This window comes from Paenibacillus pedocola, from assembly GCF_031599675.1.
Taxonomy (GTDB): Bacteria; Bacillota; Bacilli; order Paenibacillales; family Paenibacillaceae; genus Paenibacillus_AQ; species Paenibacillus_AQ pedocola.
In genome coordinates this window covers 4,344,975-4,360,713 of the sequence record NZ_CP134223.1, presented here as the reverse complement: position 1 = coordinate 4,360,713, position 15,739 = coordinate 4,344,975, and the positions used below count along the sequence as shown (strand labels likewise).

19 protein-coding genes are annotated in these 15,739 nt (G+C 48.8%); 12 read left to right on the top strand and 7 right to left on the bottom strand.

Features of this window, described 5'->3' with window-relative positions; translation table 11 throughout:
* Window positions 1-32: 32 nt before the first annotated feature.
* The 6 genes from recN (at window position 33) to QU597_RS19425 (ending at window position 5,857) form a co-directional block, all read left to right on the top strand.
* Window positions 33-1,760, top strand: a complete 1,728-nt coding sequence (recN, locus tag QU597_RS19450; RefSeq protein WP_310829437.1) for a DNA repair protein RecN — start codon at window positions 33-35, stop codon at window positions 1,758-1,760.
* A 138-nt stretch (window positions 1,761-1,898) separates the two neighbouring features.
* Complete coding sequence (gene spoIVB, locus QU597_RS19445) at window positions 1,899-3,005, top strand: SpoIVB peptidase (RefSeq protein ID WP_310829436.1); 1,107 nt, start codon at window positions 1,899-1,901, stop codon at window positions 3,003-3,005.
* A gap of 198 nt (window positions 3,006-3,203) precedes the next feature.
* Window positions 3,204-4,028 (top strand): sporulation transcription factor Spo0A, encoded by an 825-nt coding sequence (spo0A, locus tag QU597_RS19440; RefSeq protein ID WP_236331999.1) that lies wholly within the window; start codon window positions 3,204-3,206, stop codon window positions 4,026-4,028.
* 162 nt (window positions 4,029-4,190) lie between these two features.
* Window positions 4,191-4,706 (top strand): hypothetical protein, encoded by a 516-nt coding sequence (locus tag QU597_RS19435; protein WP_206101236.1) that lies wholly within the window; start codon window positions 4,191-4,193, stop codon window positions 4,704-4,706.
* A gap of 77 nt (window positions 4,707-4,783) precedes the next feature.
* Window positions 4,784-5,428 (top strand): helix-turn-helix domain-containing protein, encoded by a 645-nt coding sequence (locus tag QU597_RS19430; protein WP_310829435.1) that lies wholly within the window; start codon window positions 4,784-4,786, stop codon window positions 5,426-5,428.
* A 120-nt stretch (window positions 5,429-5,548) separates the two neighbouring features.
* A complete protein-coding gene (locus QU597_RS19425) occupies window positions 5,549-5,857 on the top strand; it encodes a hypothetical protein (RefSeq protein WP_054941481.1) in 309 nt (102 codons plus the stop codon).
* Between the two features lie 128 nt (window positions 5,858-5,985).
* On the opposite strand, the gene sda is transcribed toward QU597_RS19425, so the two are convergent.
* From sda to QU597_RS19405, 5 genes are all read right to left on the bottom strand, one after another.
* The gene (sda, locus tag QU597_RS19420) at window positions 5,986-6,165 is read right to left on the bottom strand and encodes a sporulation histidine kinase inhibitor Sda (protein WP_310829434.1); all 180 of its coding nucleotides are present in this window, start codon (window positions 6,163-6,165) and stop codon (window positions 5,986-5,988) included.
* 227 nt (window positions 6,166-6,392) lie between these two features.
* On the bottom strand, window positions 6,393-6,728 hold the full coding sequence (locus QU597_RS19415) for a LytTR family transcriptional regulator DNA-binding domain-containing protein (RefSeq protein WP_310829433.1): 336 nt from the start codon (window positions 6,726-6,728) through the stop codon (window positions 6,393-6,395).
* A 21-nt stretch (window positions 6,729-6,749) separates the two neighbouring features.
* Window positions 6,750-6,869, bottom strand: coding sequence for a cyclic lactone autoinducer peptide (locus tag QU597_RS19410; RefSeq protein ID WP_206101232.1), 120 nt, complete (start codon window positions 6,867-6,869; stop codon window positions 6,750-6,752).
* The gene (locus tag QU597_RS28785; RefSeq protein ID WP_332461408.1) at window positions 6,866-7,357 is read right to left on the bottom strand and encodes an accessory gene regulator ArgB-like protein; all 492 of its coding nucleotides are present in this window, start codon (window positions 7,355-7,357) and stop codon (window positions 6,866-6,868) included. Before QU597_RS28785 ends, QU597_RS19410 begins: the two co-directional genes overlap by 4 nt.
* A 29-nt stretch (window positions 7,358-7,386) precedes the next feature.
* Window positions 7,387-8,043, bottom strand: a complete 657-nt coding sequence (locus QU597_RS19405; protein ID WP_310829432.1) for a hypothetical protein — start codon at window positions 8,041-8,043, stop codon at window positions 7,387-7,389.
* A gap of 136 nt (window positions 8,044-8,179) precedes the next feature.
* On the opposite strand from QU597_RS19405, the gene QU597_RS19400 reads away from it, so the two are divergent.
* Both QU597_RS19400 and QU597_RS19395 read left to right on the top strand, forming a co-directional pair.
* Complete coding sequence (locus QU597_RS19400; RefSeq protein WP_206101230.1) at window positions 8,180-8,704, top strand: DinB family protein; 525 nt, start codon at window positions 8,180-8,182, stop codon at window positions 8,702-8,704.
* Window positions 8,705-8,745: 41 nt separating this feature from the next.
* On the top strand, window positions 8,746-9,003 hold the full coding sequence (locus QU597_RS19395; protein ID WP_206101229.1) for a putative signal transducing protein: 258 nt from the start codon (window positions 8,746-8,748) through the stop codon (window positions 9,001-9,003).
* 65 nt (window positions 9,004-9,068) lie between these two features.
* On the opposite strand, the gene QU597_RS19390 is transcribed toward QU597_RS19395, so the two are convergent.
* Window positions 9,069-9,638: a thymidine kinase gene (locus tag QU597_RS19390; RefSeq protein ID WP_206101228.1), complete on the bottom strand. Its 570-nt coding sequence runs from the start codon at window positions 9,636-9,638 to the stop codon at window positions 9,069-9,071.
* Window positions 9,639-9,864: 226 nt separating this feature from the next.
* Between QU597_RS19390 and QU597_RS19385 the strand changes: the two genes are divergently transcribed.
* From QU597_RS19385 to QU597_RS19375, 3 genes are read left to right on the top strand one after another with little or no spacing between them, the layout of a single operon-like run.
* Window positions 9,865-10,074, top strand: a complete 210-nt coding sequence (locus tag QU597_RS19385) for a hypothetical protein (RefSeq protein WP_206101227.1) — start codon at window positions 9,865-9,867, stop codon at window positions 10,072-10,074.
* Window positions 10,075-10,092: 18 nt separating this feature from the next.
* Window positions 10,093-11,883, top strand: a complete 1,791-nt coding sequence (locus QU597_RS19380) for an ABC transporter ATP-binding protein (RefSeq protein ID WP_310829431.1) — start codon at window positions 10,093-10,095, stop codon at window positions 11,881-11,883.
* A complete protein-coding gene (locus QU597_RS19375) occupies window positions 11,864-13,714 on the top strand; it encodes an ABC transporter ATP-binding protein (RefSeq protein WP_310829430.1) in 1,851 nt (616 codons plus the stop codon). The genes QU597_RS19380 and QU597_RS19375 overlap by 20 nt, the downstream gene beginning before the upstream one ends.
* Window positions 13,715-13,827: 113 nt before the next feature.
* Here the strand turns inward: QU597_RS19375 and QU597_RS19370 are convergent, their stop codons facing one another.
* Window positions 13,828-14,133, bottom strand: a complete 306-nt coding sequence (locus tag QU597_RS19370) for a DUF2627 domain-containing protein (RefSeq protein WP_236331882.1) — start codon at window positions 14,131-14,133, stop codon at window positions 13,828-13,830.
* A 168-nt stretch (window positions 14,134-14,301) separates the two neighbouring features.
* Here QU597_RS19370 and lpdA point away from each other — a divergent pair, with 168 nt between their 5' ends.
* Window positions 14,302-15,723 (top strand): dihydrolipoyl dehydrogenase, encoded by a 1,422-nt coding sequence (gene lpdA, locus QU597_RS19365; protein ID WP_310829429.1) that lies wholly within the window; start codon window positions 14,302-14,304, stop codon window positions 15,721-15,723.
* Window positions 15,724-15,739: the final 16 nt, after the last annotated feature.

Below are 15,739 nucleotides of genomic sequence, written 5' to 3'. Positions count from 1 at the left end.
ATGGGAAACATCTTTCCGGAGGTGCAGTATTCGTGTTAGAGACCTTGTCGATCCGCAATCTAGCCGTTGTTGAAGCGGTAGATGTGCATTTTTATCCTGGTTTTCATGTACTTACAGGGGAGACCGGTGCCGGGAAATCGATCATTATCGATGCGCTGGGCCTCATTGCCGGCGGCCGCGGTTCCGCGGATTCCATCCGCTACGGCTGCGAAAAGGCAGAGATGGAGGCGCTGTTCAGTCTGCCCGCCGGCCATCCGGTGTGGGAAACGCTGGAGCGTCTGGGCATCGGGGGTCATCGTGAAGAGCATCTGGTCATCCGCCGAGAAATCACCTCCCTTGGCAAAAGCACCTCGCGCGTTAACGGGCAGATGGTTAATCTCAGCATGCTGCGTGAAATCGGTGAGCAGCTGGTAAATATCCACGGCCAGCATGAACACCAGAATCTGCTTAAGGCGGAGCGTCATCTCGGGCTGCTGGATACATATGGCGAAGCCATAATCGGACCGCTCAAAGCCGATTATCAAGAGAAATATTCCGCGTTTGCCAAGGTGGAAAAAGAACTGCGGGAACTTCAGGAATCCAGCCAAAAAGCGTATCAAATGCTGGATTTGTACCGTTTTCAGCTGGAGGAAATTTCTTCTGCGCGATTAAAACCGGGAGAAGATGAATTACTTGCCGAAGAACGGGTCAAACTATCCCACAGCGAGAAAATGATGGATTCGGTATCCGGCGCATACGAGCTGTTGTATGACAGGCAGGGCCTGGAGTCCATCGGTAACGTCATCTCCCGGCTGGAGGATGCGGTCCGTTACGATGAGAAGGGGCTGCGCTCGGTACTGGATCAGCTGCAGTCGTCCTATTATCAGCTGGAGGATGCCGCTTTTCAGCTGCGGGACTACCGGGAGGATATCGAGTTCAATCCGGCCCGGCTGGAGGAGATCGAGAACCGCCTTGATCTGATCACCGGCCTGCGCCGTAAATACGGGGACAGTGTCGAGCAGATTCTGGCCTATTACGAACAGATTCACCGGGAGACGGATCTGCTGGAGAATAAGGATGAATACATCGAGAAGCTGACTGTGAAGCGGGATGGACTGCTCAGCACCTTAATGGAAGCAGCACGGGCACTTAGCAGGGCACGAAGTCAGTGTGCGGCAGACCTCTCTACTCAGGTTGAAGGCGAGCTCAAGGATCTGCAGATGGAGCGGACGTCGCTCCAGGTAAAGCTGGATACGCTGGAGGATCCGCGGGGCGTAGAATATCAGGACCGCCGTTACCGGCTGACCCGGCAAGGAATCGACAGCGCCGAATTTATGATCTCCCCGAACCCGGGGGAGCCGCTTAGACCGCTAGGCAAAATCGCCTCAGGCGGGGAGCTGTCACGGATTATGCTGGCGATGAAGAGTATTTTTGCCCGGACGGATGCTATACCTGTGCTGATTTTTGATGAAGTGGATACCGGGGTCAGCGGACGTGCAGCCCAATCCATTGCCGATAAATTGTACAAGCTGTCCTCCACGTGCCAGGTGTTCTCCATTACGCATCTGCCGCAAGTGGCCTGTATGGCCGACCATCAATATCTGATCCGCAAAAAAGTCGAGGACGGGCGCACAATGACCGAAGTGGACTCCCTCACAGCAGAAGGCAGAGTCATGGAGCTTGCCCGCATGCTGGGCGGCGTGGAAATTACCGAAAAAACATTGCATCACGCACAGGAAATGCTCGGTCTGGCCGAGGCCAGCAAAGCAGCCATAGGGTAAGCGGGACAATGATTGACAGTAATAAAAGCCTGGGGGCAAGGTTATCTTATAGGTACGCAATTGGCGACCACCTTTTTCGTCAAGCGAAAGAAGCAAAAGGGAGCGTGACAGCCATTGAAGCCGAACCTCAGGAAGTTAATGCCCGGTCTTTTATTTGCCTTCTTTCTAAGCTTATCAGGCATAACGGGACCTCTTCAGAGCTATGCTGCACCGCTTGATCAACTGAACAAGCAGGTGCAAGGAACTGACCAGGAGCTTAAGGTTATTCCGGGAGGTCAGACGATTGGCGTGAAAGTAAAATCTGCAGGTGTACTTGTTGTTGGCCATCATTTGATTGAAGTGTCTGAGCAGTCCAAGCTTTCCCCCGGAGAGAACAGCGGGCTTGTTCCGGGTGACCTGATGGTCTCCATTGACGGGGTGAAGCTGGACGAGGTATCCAAGGTAGCGAAGCTGGTGGAGCGTGCAGGCAAAGCAGGAGACACTCTGACCATCGTGTACAAACGCGGCGGTAAAGAGCATACAGCCAGGCTTACTCCCGCTTATGACCGTAATGACAAGGTATGGAGACTGGGGCTTTATATCCGTGATTCCGCGGCGGGTGTCGGCACCTTAACCTTTTATGCTCCGGAGCAGGGAGTTTATGGCGCTCTGGGCCATGTCATTACGGACATGAACACCGGTACTCCGATTGTGGTGGGCAGCGGTCATATCGTGCAATCCACTGTAACCTCGATCTCCAAGAGCCAGGATGGTGATCCCGGAGAGAAGCGTGCTGTTTTTCTCAAGGAGAGCCAGGTGCTGGGGAATGTGCAGAGCAATACGGATTTCGGAATTTTCGGCAAAATGACCAGGAACCCCGAGCACAGTCTTTATAAACAGCCGATTCCGGTTGCAATGAGCAATGAAGTGAAGGAAGGTCCGGCGCAGATTCTAACCGTGGTTGACGGGCAGCAGGTGGAGCGGTTTGATGTGGAGATCATCCATGTAGCGCATCAGCAGACGCCGGCAACCAAAGGGCTGGTGCTGCGCATTACCGACCCGCGCTTGATTGAGAAGACCGGCGGCATTGTGCAAGGCATGAGCGGCAGCCCTATTGTGCAGGACGGACGTTTAATCGGAGCGGTAACCCATGTATTCGTCAATGATCCCAAATCGGGGTATGGCTGCTTCATCGAATGGATGCTCAAAGACTCCGGTGTAGCAGAGCAAATAGAAGGTTCTCCCTACAATCTTAAGGCGGTATAGCCTTAAGATTTTTTTGTCGAAGCTCAGCGATAAACATCGAAAGATGAAATAAAATAATTAATTATAATCCAACGCCGAAAAAAAATAAAGAAAAATAATTTTCGACAGAAGGATATTTAGAGTGCATGTCGAAAATGTAAGGGAGGACAGATAAATGTTACTTAGAAATCGCAGAGATGAATAAGGAGGAAGCAGCCAGTGCAGAATATTGAAGTGTTGTTGGCCGATGATAATAGGGAATTTACAAACTTGCTTGCCGAATACATTACGGAACAGGAAGATATGACCGTTACGGGCATCGCCTACAATGGTGAAGAAGTGCTTCAAATGCTTAGCGGGGCAAGAAAAATTCCCGATGTACTAATCCTCGATATTATCATGCCGCATTTGGACGGACTCGGCGTTCTGGAACGCCTGCGTGATATGGATCTTAATCCTCAACCAAAGATTATTATGCTGACTGCATTCGGCCAGGAGAACATCACTCAACGGGCTGTGCAGCTTGGCGCCTCTTACTATATTTTGAAGCCGTTCGATATGGAAGTGCTGGCCAACCGTGTGCGTCAGCTGGTCGGTGCACAGGGCAGTATGAGCAGTTCCCCGAACATGTCCAATTATTCCGGTTCAAGAGCATCTTCCAATAACAATGTTGTGCCGCTCTCCAAGGGCAAGAATCTGGATGCCAATATTACTTCGATCATCCACGAAATCGGTGTACCCGCACATATCAAAGGCTATCAGTATCTGCGTGAAGCGATTACGATGGTCTATAACAATATTGAAATTCTCGGAGCCATTACCAAAACGCTCTACCCAGCCATTGCGGAGAAGTTCAAGACCACTCCATCCCGCGTAGAACGGGCCATTCGCCATGCAATTGAGGTCGCCTGGACCCGTGGCAACATCGACAGCATCTCCCACCTGTTCGGCTATACCATTAATATCTCCAAATCTAAGCCGACTAACTCGGAATTTATTGCCATGGTAGCCGACAAGCTGCGGATTGAGCATAAGGTGTCTTGAAAGGGTAAGGAGCAGGATACGTGAGGTTTTTAAGCCGATCTATTTCTTCTCAGTATATGTATAAATTTCACTCCTTTATTGGGTATCAGAATCCAATGAAGGAGTGTTTTATTATGACCAGTTATCGTATTATTGAGCAATATAGTTATGAGGAGCAATCATATGTTTGATAATCAAAATAAAGTGTGGAGCACGTTAATTTTATTTATCATTTTGGGGTTACTTGTATACGGCGGGGCGACTGAAATTTTTATCCCTAGCGGGGCTTCGCTGGAGATTAAAGTATTCAATATGAATTTTACGGGAGAATTCCCCCATATATATACATCCATTAATACTGATCTTACGGTATTACACGGAATACAAAATGGGGTAGCCTTGACGGGAAAAATCATTTGGTCTGGCTTGAAAAGTGTATGGGCAGATTATATTCAGGGATTCCAAGAGGGCTTGAAGCTAAAGATTGTTTGGCTAATTTTGGGGATTCCATTAGAAATTATTAAGAACTTTTTTAAATATTTTATACTTTTCTTTTTAATGATTATTAATTTATTTGTTTTTGGCGGAAATAATTATCAGATTGCTTTAGCTGTTTCTGCGCTTATTCTTCCGGCTTTAGCGGTAGCGTTATATACAATGTATCCTTCTAAATCGAAGGACATTAGGCAAGAATGGTGAGTAAATAATCAGGTATTAATTGTTATATTGAAACACAAAGTGTTATCTTGTGTTATGATAGAGGTAGAGGTGACCCCATGAACGATTTCGATCATTATCCCGATGAGCTCGGAGACTTTATCCGGCACTTCAGGAAAGCGCGAGGTTTGACCTTAAGGGGTCTGGAAGAGAAGAGCGGCATCAGCTACTCACAGCTCAGCAAGATTGAACGGGGAGAAAGCATTCCTCTAAAAGACAACCTGGACAAAATAATCGAAGCGCTCGGAAGTGATCTCAAGAACCGGATGTACCACCTGGCCGATTACATGCCTGATATTGAATATATTAAGACGTTGAAGCAGGGATACAAGCAGTCACAGGATTACAGATATGAGACAGCTTTTAATAAGCTGAAGGCGTTTCGGGCTAAGGAAGGTAAGGAGACGTCTTATGTTTCGTTTGATTCAGACGAAGTGATCGTTTATGAAACGGAATATGGGGCAGGAATGGTAATAGAAAAAATTGAGAAATATAATCTTACGGATGTACTCAATGACAAGTTTGAAGGAAATCTGGATTCACTGCGGAAGCAGCCCCGCAAAGGCCGGCAAGCCTATCTGTTCGGGGAGTGGCTGAGGGAGTATATCTACGAGCTCAAGGAAGAGGAGCAGGACGAGATTATTCAGGCTTTGAAGGAATTTACCCAGTTTAAGGCGCAGCAGGTTAAAGGGGCTTTTAAATAGCTGTGAGCCGGTACAACCAGTTTTCAAAAATGAATAATGTTGCCCTTTCTTGCAGCCATCTATTCATCTTGATCCATAAACCAACAAAAAATGGTTCGACAGAAAAGGGGATATCTATTAATGAGAATTAACATGAAATTTACCACCAAGGGAAAAGCCGCAATCGAAAATTTCAACAATGAAGAGCTACTGGAGATTTTCGCCCGGTACATCAAAACCCTAACCAAGAAATACGACATCGAAGTCGATGTGCCTCTTGAAGTAAACCAGAACATCGTAGGTGACGGAACGGTTATTGCTATGGCACAGAATGTGAAATGTGATGTGGATACCTTCTTCAAGGAACTTGGCCGTGATATTAAGGTGCCGCTCAAAAAAAGACTTGGCGGGAAATTGGATAATGTGTTCAAAACTGAATTTATCGAGTAGCCGGACGAGTATCTCGATGTGTTCCGGTCCGCATGCAAAGAAGCCATCCTCTTCACGGAAGTGAGGGATGGCTTCTTTAGATATGGTTATTGAAAAGAATTATGTAGAAGTGGGCCGGAATAGTGTGCTCACACATCCTGAATCTTCGAGGCTGCAGATTTTCTTCCAGATAGAACACTTACTATGATTTCAATAAAATCAGGCGAAGCTTTTGCCTCCACCGCTAATTCATAGATATTCAACAACTGCTCGTCAGATAATAATTCAAGTGATGAGGGTCGCGGAGAAGGATGAAAATAATAATCCATTAGATTCCTCCATCAAATAGTATAATGATTTAAATTGTAGCTAATCTATTTAAATGGTACCATTTGGAAGGTTATCCGTCTCCTGGCATTCACCCTGCGAATCACCCTTTACAAAACAGGATGAATATGTAATAATATTTGGTTTATTATTGCTAATATTGAATTGAAAATAATCCCGGTGTCTGCTAGACGCTGGGATTAATAGAGAACTAAAAATCCGCAGACGCTCAGTCTGCGGATTCTTTTATGCGGGAAGCCAGAAATCTTTTGATGCGAGGTTCGTTAGACTCCGAGACAGTCGCAAATTGTTCGGCTTGGGAAAAATGAACGATTTTCCGCTCGGCGTCGTACTTGTCAACCTTGTCAAGACTGACAACATTGTTACGGTCAAGGCGTTCGAATCCTTTACCCTTGTAAGCAATCAACAGATCGGAAAGAGTAGTGGGGAGAACAAACTCGCCTTCTTTCGTATGGACGAATATTGCATTCTTAAAACTTGAGAAATACAATATATCTTCTTCCCTAATATCCAGGGAGGAGCCGTCGTTTTGTAAGACACGCATGTTTTCCCCATCCTTGTTTGATTACTTACGCAATTCTTTAGGTGCTTCCGGGCTGTGCAGACCAATCTTCATAACAGTAGCGAAGAATCGGGCGGATGCTTCAAGCATTGAAGAAGTTTGCTTAGCAATGAATGATTTCATACTTTTAACCTCCCTTTCCATGGAATTACTGTTAAGGATTGCACGAGATAAGCCAATCCAATGACAGACGAGCCAATAAAAAAGTTCAACCCTACCAATACTATGGAAGCCAGCTTCAACCCTGGATAATATCTGAACGGAATTTGTGCATTTTTATCCGGGTTGGGGGCAAATAAAAGCATAATGAAAAAGGATAAAGCATTTATTATCCAAAGCGAGGTCCCAGTGATATTTATTAATAAGGGGGGGGCTACACAAATTAAAGTGGTAACAACGTTGCAGGCTGCTGCTGTTTTAAGATGAAAGCCTCCTGAACATAGACGCAGTACAGAAAAACAGAAGTAAAAGATTAATGTTTGAGTGAAATTATTAAACAGCCAGCCAAGGGCAAGGGAAGCTGTGATGGTTAGCAGGGTATTTAGGATGATGTTCAGGGCATATTGCATGATTTCAACAGAGCAGGTTTCCTCTGGATTGGCCCGCTTCAGGGCGACTGAAATTTTTATAGCAAGGCTGTTCAGAAGTCATCACCGCGGTTCGTTTTGAATGAGAAATTCAAATATCCGAATAAGAGTACAGCATAACAAATAGGAATGATAATGAAAAACTGCGAGAAATTCTCAGAAAGATATATCATTAAGAAGATTATAAGAATAGAAGGGAGGCTTAATGCAAAAAGAATCTTTTTATGACTGTTAATAACTAATTTCACTTCAGGCTTGTCCGGGATAAAATCAAATCCTTTTCTTCTTTTCCCGATAAAGCGTCCTATACTGAAGGCTGTCAAGGCAGACAGGGTTTGCATTAAATATACTCCTATCGTCACTGAGTGGAACTCTAAGCCGATGACACCTATAGGTTTCATCAATAAATATAATAAAGATTGGATAAGCATATAGAACTGGTAGACCATACCTGTCATGATAGCGGCATAAAAAACATGAATCCGAAACAGCATCCATATAAAACAAAAGACTAGCAGGTACTGGGTAAAAACATCGATTTCTGCCATGCCACTCTCAATTCGTACTTCATAGGAGAAGAAGGCCATAATTAGACCTGCAAAAACAATTTCTTTCGGATAGAGGTCAATCTTGAATATCTTGAATGCCAGATAAAATAACGCGGTACTTTCAAGTACCGAAAACAAAATGAATAAAAAAAAATCCAGCATGCCTACACTCCCGATGAATAGATTAACTTTTCCTTAATCTTGCAAAGATTATACATAATATACTAAAATACAACAATAACATTTTATGCTCTTGGACTAGTTTTTCATAAAATTGGGAGTGGAAGGGGCCGTTTATATGAATCAGCGTCCGGAAAAAAGCGAATATTTGGAGTATCAGACAGCGTACATCTCTTTAGTACCATCTGAGGGAGATTTGGCAACTATTCTCCGCGAGCAGTCAAAAGAAATCTTTGCGCTGCTGGAGGGTCTCACCGAAGAGCAGGGAAGCTACAGGTACGCCCCGGGAAAGTGGAGCATCAAGCAGATGATTGGCCATTTGACGGATAACGACAGGATCATGTCTTACCGCCTGCTTTGTTTTGCCAGAGGTGAGCAGGCGCCGCTGCCCGGATATGAGGAGAATGATTATGTAGCGGCAGGGGATTTCGACCGGTTCAGCTTAAAGGAAATGCTGCTTCATTACCGGATCGTGCGTGAGTCTACACTTGCACTTCTGGAAAGCCTGCCGGCTGATTCGTGGACCAAGGCTGGCCAGTTCTTCTCGGTACCTATGACAGTCAGAGCCCAGGCCTGCGTGATCATCGGACATGAACGGCATCATATGAATGTATTGCAGGAGCGTTATTTGAAGCAGGCGTGACCGGCGGGACAATAAGCGGTGAATTACAGGAGGAGAAGCGTATGAGCTTAGCCAAAAGCATACTGCATTTCTTTTTACCGCAGGAAAGAACACTGTTGTTTACGACTTTTGACCAGCGGCAATATTTCCTAATCAAGAACCGGCTTAGTGCTGCAGGTATCCGGCACCGTTCTAAAATTAACGGAGGCATGCGTGTCATATCAAGCCGTAACCACTATGGCGGAAATATGGCGTCTAGACATGAGCTGTTCGTAAGCAAAGAAGATGAATATGAGGCACTCAAGGTCATTCAATCCTAAGATTTGCGTCAAAAAAAAAGCATTCCGGCCGTAAAAAGAGCGGTACCGGAATGCTTTTTGCGTTTTTACAAAGGAGGATTCTTGTGACATTTGCGGCAGACCGGGTAATAAGCTTCATTGCCGCCGATTTGGATTTGTTTGCCGCTGTAGACGGGCTTGCCGTTCTCAACCCGCAGCGCCATCGTGGCTTTCCGTTCGCAGAACCAGCAGATGGTCTTCATCTCTTCAATTTTATCGGCGTAAATCAGCATATACTTGCTGCCTTCGAAAAGATTGTTCTGGAAATCATTTTTCAGGCCGAAGGCCATGACCGGAATGTTCAATTCATCCACGATCCGCACAAGCTGGAGGATGCAGTCTTTGCTGAGGAACTGGCATTCATCAATCAGCACGCAGTGGGGCTTCGGCAGATTACGGCTTACAATGCTGAAAATATCTGTATTCTCGTCGACAGGTATGGCCTGCTTGCGCAGTCCGATGCGGGAGGAAATATACCCGACCTCGTCCCGATCGTCCAGGGATGGAGTGAAAATGAGCACCGACTTGCCCTGCTCCTCGTAATTATGGGCTACCTTGAGAATCTCAATGGATTTACCGCTGTTCATTGCCCCATACTTGAAAAACAACTGTGCCACGTCCATCTATCCTTTCGCTCTATAACCTGAAGTATAGTATTCCTAAAAATGCGACTTTATTAGAGTATCATATGAGCAGCCGAGCTAGCTAGTGAAAACATGTTGAACCCCTAAACTTTCAGTCTGCGGGCGCACCTGAGGTAAAGGATCATTTCTGCAGATGTGTTATAATGTACGCACTTGTGTTTTCAGCTGGAGAACTTTTATTAGGAAGGAAGTATGGCAGGTGACGGATAAATTGGAGCAGTTCCAAGAAAGACTGGCTGGGGTGATGGAAAACGGGGGGCTGTCTGCAGAGGCGCAAAGCCTAATGTCGGAAATGATGGACGAGCTGGCAGAACTACAACGCAGCAACAAGGCACTGCGAAGGGTTATTTTGAAGAGCGGACAAGGCTCAGCAATGTCTACCCGTTTGCGGGATGCACTTTACGAATAGAACAAGAGGATAACGCCGATGAACCTAATTTTCTTATATCTCAAAAAATACAGGGTAGCTGCTATTGCCGCACTGGTAATGATGGGAATTGAGCTTACAGTGGAGCTTTCACAGCCCTTGCTGATCGCGAAGATTATCGATAACGGAATCAGGGAAAAGGATATGACAGTGGTCTGGCTGTGGGGCGGAGTGCTTACCTTTAGCGCTGTAATAGCGTTTGCGGCAGGCATTTTGAGTTCATTTTTTGCCTCACATGCCAGCCAGGGCTTTGCTTATGATCTTAGGGATAAGCTGTACGAAAAGGTGCAGTCCTTCACTTATGAAGTGTTCAGCCGTTTTCAGACTTCTTCGCTGATCACGCGGCTGACCGGGGATGTAACGCAGCTGCAGGATACGGTATTTATGGCACTGCGTTTTATGACCCGTGTACCGCTGGTTGTGCTGGGCAGTGTAATCATGGCGCTGGTCGTGCATGTGAAGCTGGGCCTGTTGCTGGCCGTCACGCTGCCGCTGCTGATTGTGGTCCTGACTTGGGTGATGCGCAGGTCTTCGGCCTTGTTCAAGATTGTGCAGAGCAGAGTTGACGGTGTAAACGGTGTCATTCAGGAGAATCTTACTGGTATCCGGCTCATCCGGGTATTTGTGCGTATGGGTCATGAGATCGGCCGCTTTGCTTCGTACAGCGGGAGTCTGATGAAATCCACTGTTGCTGCGTTAAGGTTAACCGAAACGATGGGACCGCTCATTATGCTGATTGTCAACGCGGGAATTGTAGCTGTGCTGTGGTTTGGGAGAATCGAAATTTCTGCCGGGCAAGCTACACTGGGGGAGACTGTCGCGGTTATTAACTACTCCTTGCGTACCATTGGGGCGATGTCGGCCCTTTCCTGGATTATGGCGACTTTCTCCCGGGCTGTTGCTTCGGAGCAGCGTATTTCAGAAGTAATGTCTTCGCCTGAGGACCGGGGAGAAATCGGATCGGCAGATGTACAGGTAAGCGGGTCACATGCGGCAGGGGAAAATCTGGTGAAACAAACCCATGAAGAGGCATCCATCGAAGGCAGAGTGGAATTCATTGATGTAAGCTTCAGTTACCCGGGAAGCGATATAGCTGTGCTGGAGCAAATCTCATTTGCGGTTCAGCCTGGTGAGCGTGTAGCCATCATGGGTGCAACCGGCTCCGGAAAGTCATCGCTGGTAAGCCTGATTCCCCGTCTATACGAGCCTGACAGCGGGATCATCAGGATTGATGGAGAGAACAGCTCTGAGATGGAGGTTAGCAGGCTGCGCAGGTCTATTGGTTATGTTCCGCAGGAGATCATGCTGTTCTCCGGTTCGGTGCGTGAAAATATTGCCTGGGGAAATGAGCATGCTACGGCAGAGGAGATTGAACAGGCGGCTGCGGCAGCCCAGATCCACGAGACGATCACTGGTCTGCCTCAAGGCTATGAGACGATGCTGGGCCAGCGCGGGGTCAATCTGTCCGGAGGCCAGAAACAGCGGATGACCATTGCCAGGGCACTCGTAAGGAAGCCGGCAATTCTGATTCTGGATGACAGCACCAGTGCCCTTGATGCGGTAACCGAGGGGCTGCTGCTGAAAGAACTCAAAAAAATGTCCTGCACCACCTTCCTCATTACCCAGAAGATTAGCTCTACTGTCTCTGCTGATTTGATTCTGCTGCTTGATGAGGGCAGGCTGATCGCCGGGGGAACACACGGGGAGCTGATGAAGGATTCAGCCCTTTACCGCAAAATTAATGAATCACAGAATGAGGAGGCGGCGCAGCATGTTCAAAGCACTACTTGAGCCTTTCCGCCATCCGAAGCTGGAACTGGGGCTGGGTGAGGGGAAGAGCTTCGGATCCCCCGCCGGACGGAAGCCGAAAGCCAGGGCGAAAAATTCATCAGCTACACTGAAACGGATCTGGGCTTATCTGGCTGCACGCAAGGCAAAGCTGATCCTGGTGCTGGTAATGGTGCTGCTCAGCTCCGGGCTTGCCCTGCTGGGGCCTTATCTGATCAGCAGAGCGGTGGATCATTACCTGGAGGGAGACGGGGGCAGCACCTGGATCGTTTTTTTAATCACGCTGGCCTCGGTCTATGTGTTAAATTCTCTTACGTCGTGGCTGCAGAATATCTGGATGATCGAAATTGCCCAGGAGACGGTATACCGGATCCGTACGGATCTGTTCGCACATTTACACCGTCTGCCGATCTCCTTCTTTAACCGCAGGCAGCAGGGTGAGATTATGAGCCGCCTGACGAATGATATCGAGAATATCAGCTCGACGCTTAACAGCTCGGCAATCCAAATTTTCTCGAGTGTCTTGACCTTACTGGGGACGGTTGGAGTGATGCTGTGGCTGAGTCCGCTGCTGACTCTGCTGACGTTCATTGTCGTGCCGCTGATGACATTTGGCATGCGCTGGATTACGCGGCGTACAGGCCCGCTATTTAAGGAGCGCCAGCGCAATCTGGGCGAGCTTAACGGATTCATTGAGGAGACCTTATCCGGCCAGCGGATTATAAAGGCCTTCTCCCAGGAGGAACGGGTAATCAACGGTTTCCGCGAGCGGAACGGGCGTATTATGCTGTCCGGGTACTGGGCACAGTCGATTTCCGGCTTTATTCCCAAATTGATGAACGGGCTTAACAATCTTAGCTTTGCTATCGTTGCAGGGGTCGGCGGTCTGCTGGCCATCCGCGGCCTGGTCACTGTCGGAGTGATTATCGCTTTTGTGGAATATACACGCCAGTTCACGCGGCCGCTGAATGACTTGGCTAATCAGTGGAACACCCTTTTGTCGGCGATTGCCGGAGCGGAGCGGGTGTTCGAAGTGATGGACGAGGAGAAGGAAGCGAGGGATGAAGGCGCTGCACATCTGCTGGAGCATGTGGAAGGTGCGGTGAAGTTTTCGGGGGTATCCTTCTCCTATGACGAAGGGGCTGATATTCTGCAGGATATCAGCTTTGAAGCGAAGCCTGGTGAGATGATCGCACTGGTCGGGCCTACGGGTGCAGGTAAAACAACGCTGATCGGGCTGCTGTCGCGTTTTTATGATCCGGACAAAGGCAGCATTACCCTCGACGGCCAGGACTTGTCCTCCATCCGGCGGGAAAGTCTGCGCAGCCATATGGCTTTTGTGCTGCAGGATTCCTTTCTGTTCAAGGGGACGATCCGCGACAACATCCGCTACGGCAGGCTGGAGGCTACGGATGAGGAAGTGGAGCAGGCGGCGAAGCTTGCTGGTGCCCATGCTTTTATTATGCGGATGCGCGGCGGGTATGACCGGATGCTGTCGGTGGATGGAAACGGGATCAGCCAGGGGCAGAAGCAGCTGCTGGCGATTTCGCGGGCGATTCTGGCTAACCCGTCGATGCTCGTGCTGGACGAAGCAACAAGCAGCATTGATACCGTGACCGAAATCAAGATTCAGGAGGGTCTGCAGGCGCTGATGAAGGGCCGGACCAGCTTTGTCATTGCCCACAGGCTGGGTACGATCCGCGCTGCAGACCGCATTCTGGTGCTCAAGAACGGACGGTTGCAGCAGCAGGGTTCCCATGAGGAGCTGTTGCGGCAGGGCGGACTGTACAGTGAGCTGGTGCGGGGGGCTTCAGCAGCTTCAAGGGCGGAATAAAGCAATACAAAAAGCAGTTCCGGGTTTGCCGGAGCTGCCTTTTGTATTTATATAAGATCGAAATTGAAGACTAAACTAAAGGGGATAGTGTGGAACCTTAGAATGCGGTATGTTTAAACCGTTGTATCCGGTGAGGCCGGCTGCTGGGCTTTTTGCTTTTCCCGGAATCGGGGTCCCACGTAGTTCTTCTTGCGGTCTCTGGTCAGAATCCAGCCGCCGAGGAAGCTCATTCCTGCCAGGAACAGAAGCAGTCCGCCGCCAAAATGCAGCCAGGCGAATACGGGGGTTACAGTATCATCGCCGTGCATGGAGACGTAGTTGAAAATATCATCCTTCATCATCAGGAAGCCCTTCATCGCCATCAGACCCGGAAGAACGAGAATGAGAATAGCAATGAAGCGTGAAATGAGCAGTTTCATTTAGGATTCATCTCCCTTGCAGGCCTTTGGATTCACCCATATGATAACGCTTCAACCGGTAAAAGTCCATGTTTACATGACGTTTATAAGTTTTGTATTAGGCTTAAAAGGGAGTACAATGTAGGGAGTTATGCAGAACTTATGAGTAATGACTGGAGGATACATATAATGACAATTTCCTGTGACGTGGCTATTCTGGGCGGAGGAACCGGCGGATATGTGGCAGCGATCCGCGCGGCCCAGCTGGGCAAGTCTGTCGTCGTCATCGAAATGGACAAACTGGGCGGAACCTGCCTGCACCGCGGCTGCATTCCGAGCAAGTCGCTGCTGCGCAGTGCAGAGGTATATGCTGAAATACAAGAGAGCGAGAGCTACGGCATCGAAACTGCCGGCGTAAAGCTGGTATTTCCGAAAGTACAGAGCCGCAAGGAAGCTGTTGTCGAGCAGCTGCACCAGGGCGTACAGTTTCTGATGCGCAAAAATAAAATTCAGGTGCTGAAGGGCAAGGGACGGATTATCGGCCCTTCAATCTTCTCCCCGCGCAGCGGTGCGGTGGCAGTGGAGCTGGAGGATGGCGAAATGGAGACGGTGGTCTCTACCCATCTGATTATCGCGACGGGCTCCCGTCCGCGTGTACTGCCCGGCCTTAAGCCGGACGGCCAAGTTATTCTCAGCAGTGAGGAAGCGCTGACGCTGGAAGAGCTGCCTTCTTCGATCATTATCGTAGGCGGCGGAGTGATCGGAGTGGAATGGGCTTCAATGCTGGCGGATTTTGGTGTCCAGGTTACGGTTGTGGAAGCAGCAGACCAGCTGCTGCCGCTGGAGGATGCGGAGATTGCCAGGGAGCTCATGCGCCTGCTCAAAAAACGCGGAGTGAAGGTTCTGACCGGAACCACTGTCGATGCGGAGACCTGCGTGGTGACGGAGGACGGTATTACCATCGAAGCCCGCAAAGGGGAGCAGAGCCAGACCCTGTCCGCCGGAAAGCTGCTGGTCTCTGTAGGCAGAGTAGCCAATGTTGAGAATATCGGGCTGGAAAATACCGATATCCGCTTTGATAAAGGGGTTATCGAGGTCAATGACAACATGCAGACAGGCGAGCCCCATATCTATGCGATCGGCGACTGTATCGGGGGATTGCAGCTGGCCCATGCCGCGAGCCATGAAGGTATTCGTGCCGTCAATCATCTGGCCGGGGAGAAGCTTCATCCGTATCATGCCCACCTTGTCCCTCGCTGTGTCTATACTAGGCCGGAAGTAGCCAGTGTCGGTTATACAGAGAAGGAAGCCCAGAGCCTGGGTCATGATGTGGTCACCGGGAAATTCCCGTTCTCGGCCATCGGTAAGGCGATTGTGTATGGGATGAAGGATGGCTTCGTCAAGGTTGTAGCTGACCGCACCAGCGGGGATATTCTTGGGGTGCAGATGATCGGTCCTCATGTGACCGACCTGATCGGGGAAGCTGCGCTGGCGCAGCTGCTGGATGCCACACCTTGGGAGATCGGGGAAGCGATCCATGCCCATCCGACCTTGTCCGAGATTATTGGAGAAGCAATGCTGGCTGTGGATGGCAGAGCAATAGGATTCTAGGAAACGATGCGGGTAA

Coding starts and splice junctions, on each gene's coding strand:
- spoIVB (WP_310829436.1), top strand. CDS start 1,899: ATGCCCGGTCTTTTATTTGCCTTCTTTCTAAGCTTATCAGGCATAACG.
- QU597_RS19435 (WP_206101236.1), top strand. CDS start 4,191: ATGTTTGATAATCAAAATAAAGTGTGGAGCACGTTAATTTTATTTATC.
- QU597_RS19430 (WP_310829435.1), top strand. CDS start 4,784: ATGAACGATTTCGATCATTATCCCGATGAGCTCGGAGACTTTATCCGG.
- QU597_RS19425 (WP_054941481.1), top strand. CDS start 5,549: ATGAGAATTAACATGAAATTTACCACCAAGGGAAAAGCCGCAATCGAA.
- sda (WP_310829434.1), bottom strand. CDS start 6,165: ATGGATTATTATTTTCATCCTTCTCCGCGACCCTCATCACTTGAATTA.
- QU597_RS19415 (WP_310829433.1), bottom strand. CDS start 6,728: ATGCGTGTCTTACAAAACGACGGCTCCTCCCTGGATATTAGGGAAGAA.
- QU597_RS19410 (WP_206101232.1), bottom strand. CDS start 6,869: ATGAAATCATTCATTGCTAAGCAAACTTCTTCAATGCTTGAAGCATCC.
- QU597_RS19405 (WP_310829432.1), bottom strand. CDS start 8,043: ATGCTGGATTTTTTTTTATTCATTTTGTTTTCGGTACTTGAAAGTACC.
- QU597_RS19400 (WP_206101230.1), top strand. CDS start 8,180: ATGAATCAGCGTCCGGAAAAAAGCGAATATTTGGAGTATCAGACAGCG.
- QU597_RS19395 (WP_206101229.1), top strand. CDS start 8,746: ATGAGCTTAGCCAAAAGCATACTGCATTTCTTTTTACCGCAGGAAAGA.
- QU597_RS19380 (WP_310829431.1), top strand. CDS start 10,093: ATGAACCTAATTTTCTTATATCTCAAAAAATACAGGGTAGCTGCTATT.
- QU597_RS19375 (WP_310829430.1), top strand. CDS start 11,864: ATGTTCAAAGCACTACTTGAGCCTTTCCGCCATCCGAAGCTGGAACTG.
- QU597_RS19370 (WP_236331882.1), bottom strand. CDS start 14,133: ATGAAACTGCTCATTTCACGCTTCATTGCTATTCTCATTCTCGTTCTT.
- lpdA (WP_310829429.1), top strand. CDS start 14,302: ATGACAATTTCCTGTGACGTGGCTATTCTGGGCGGAGGAACCGGCGGA.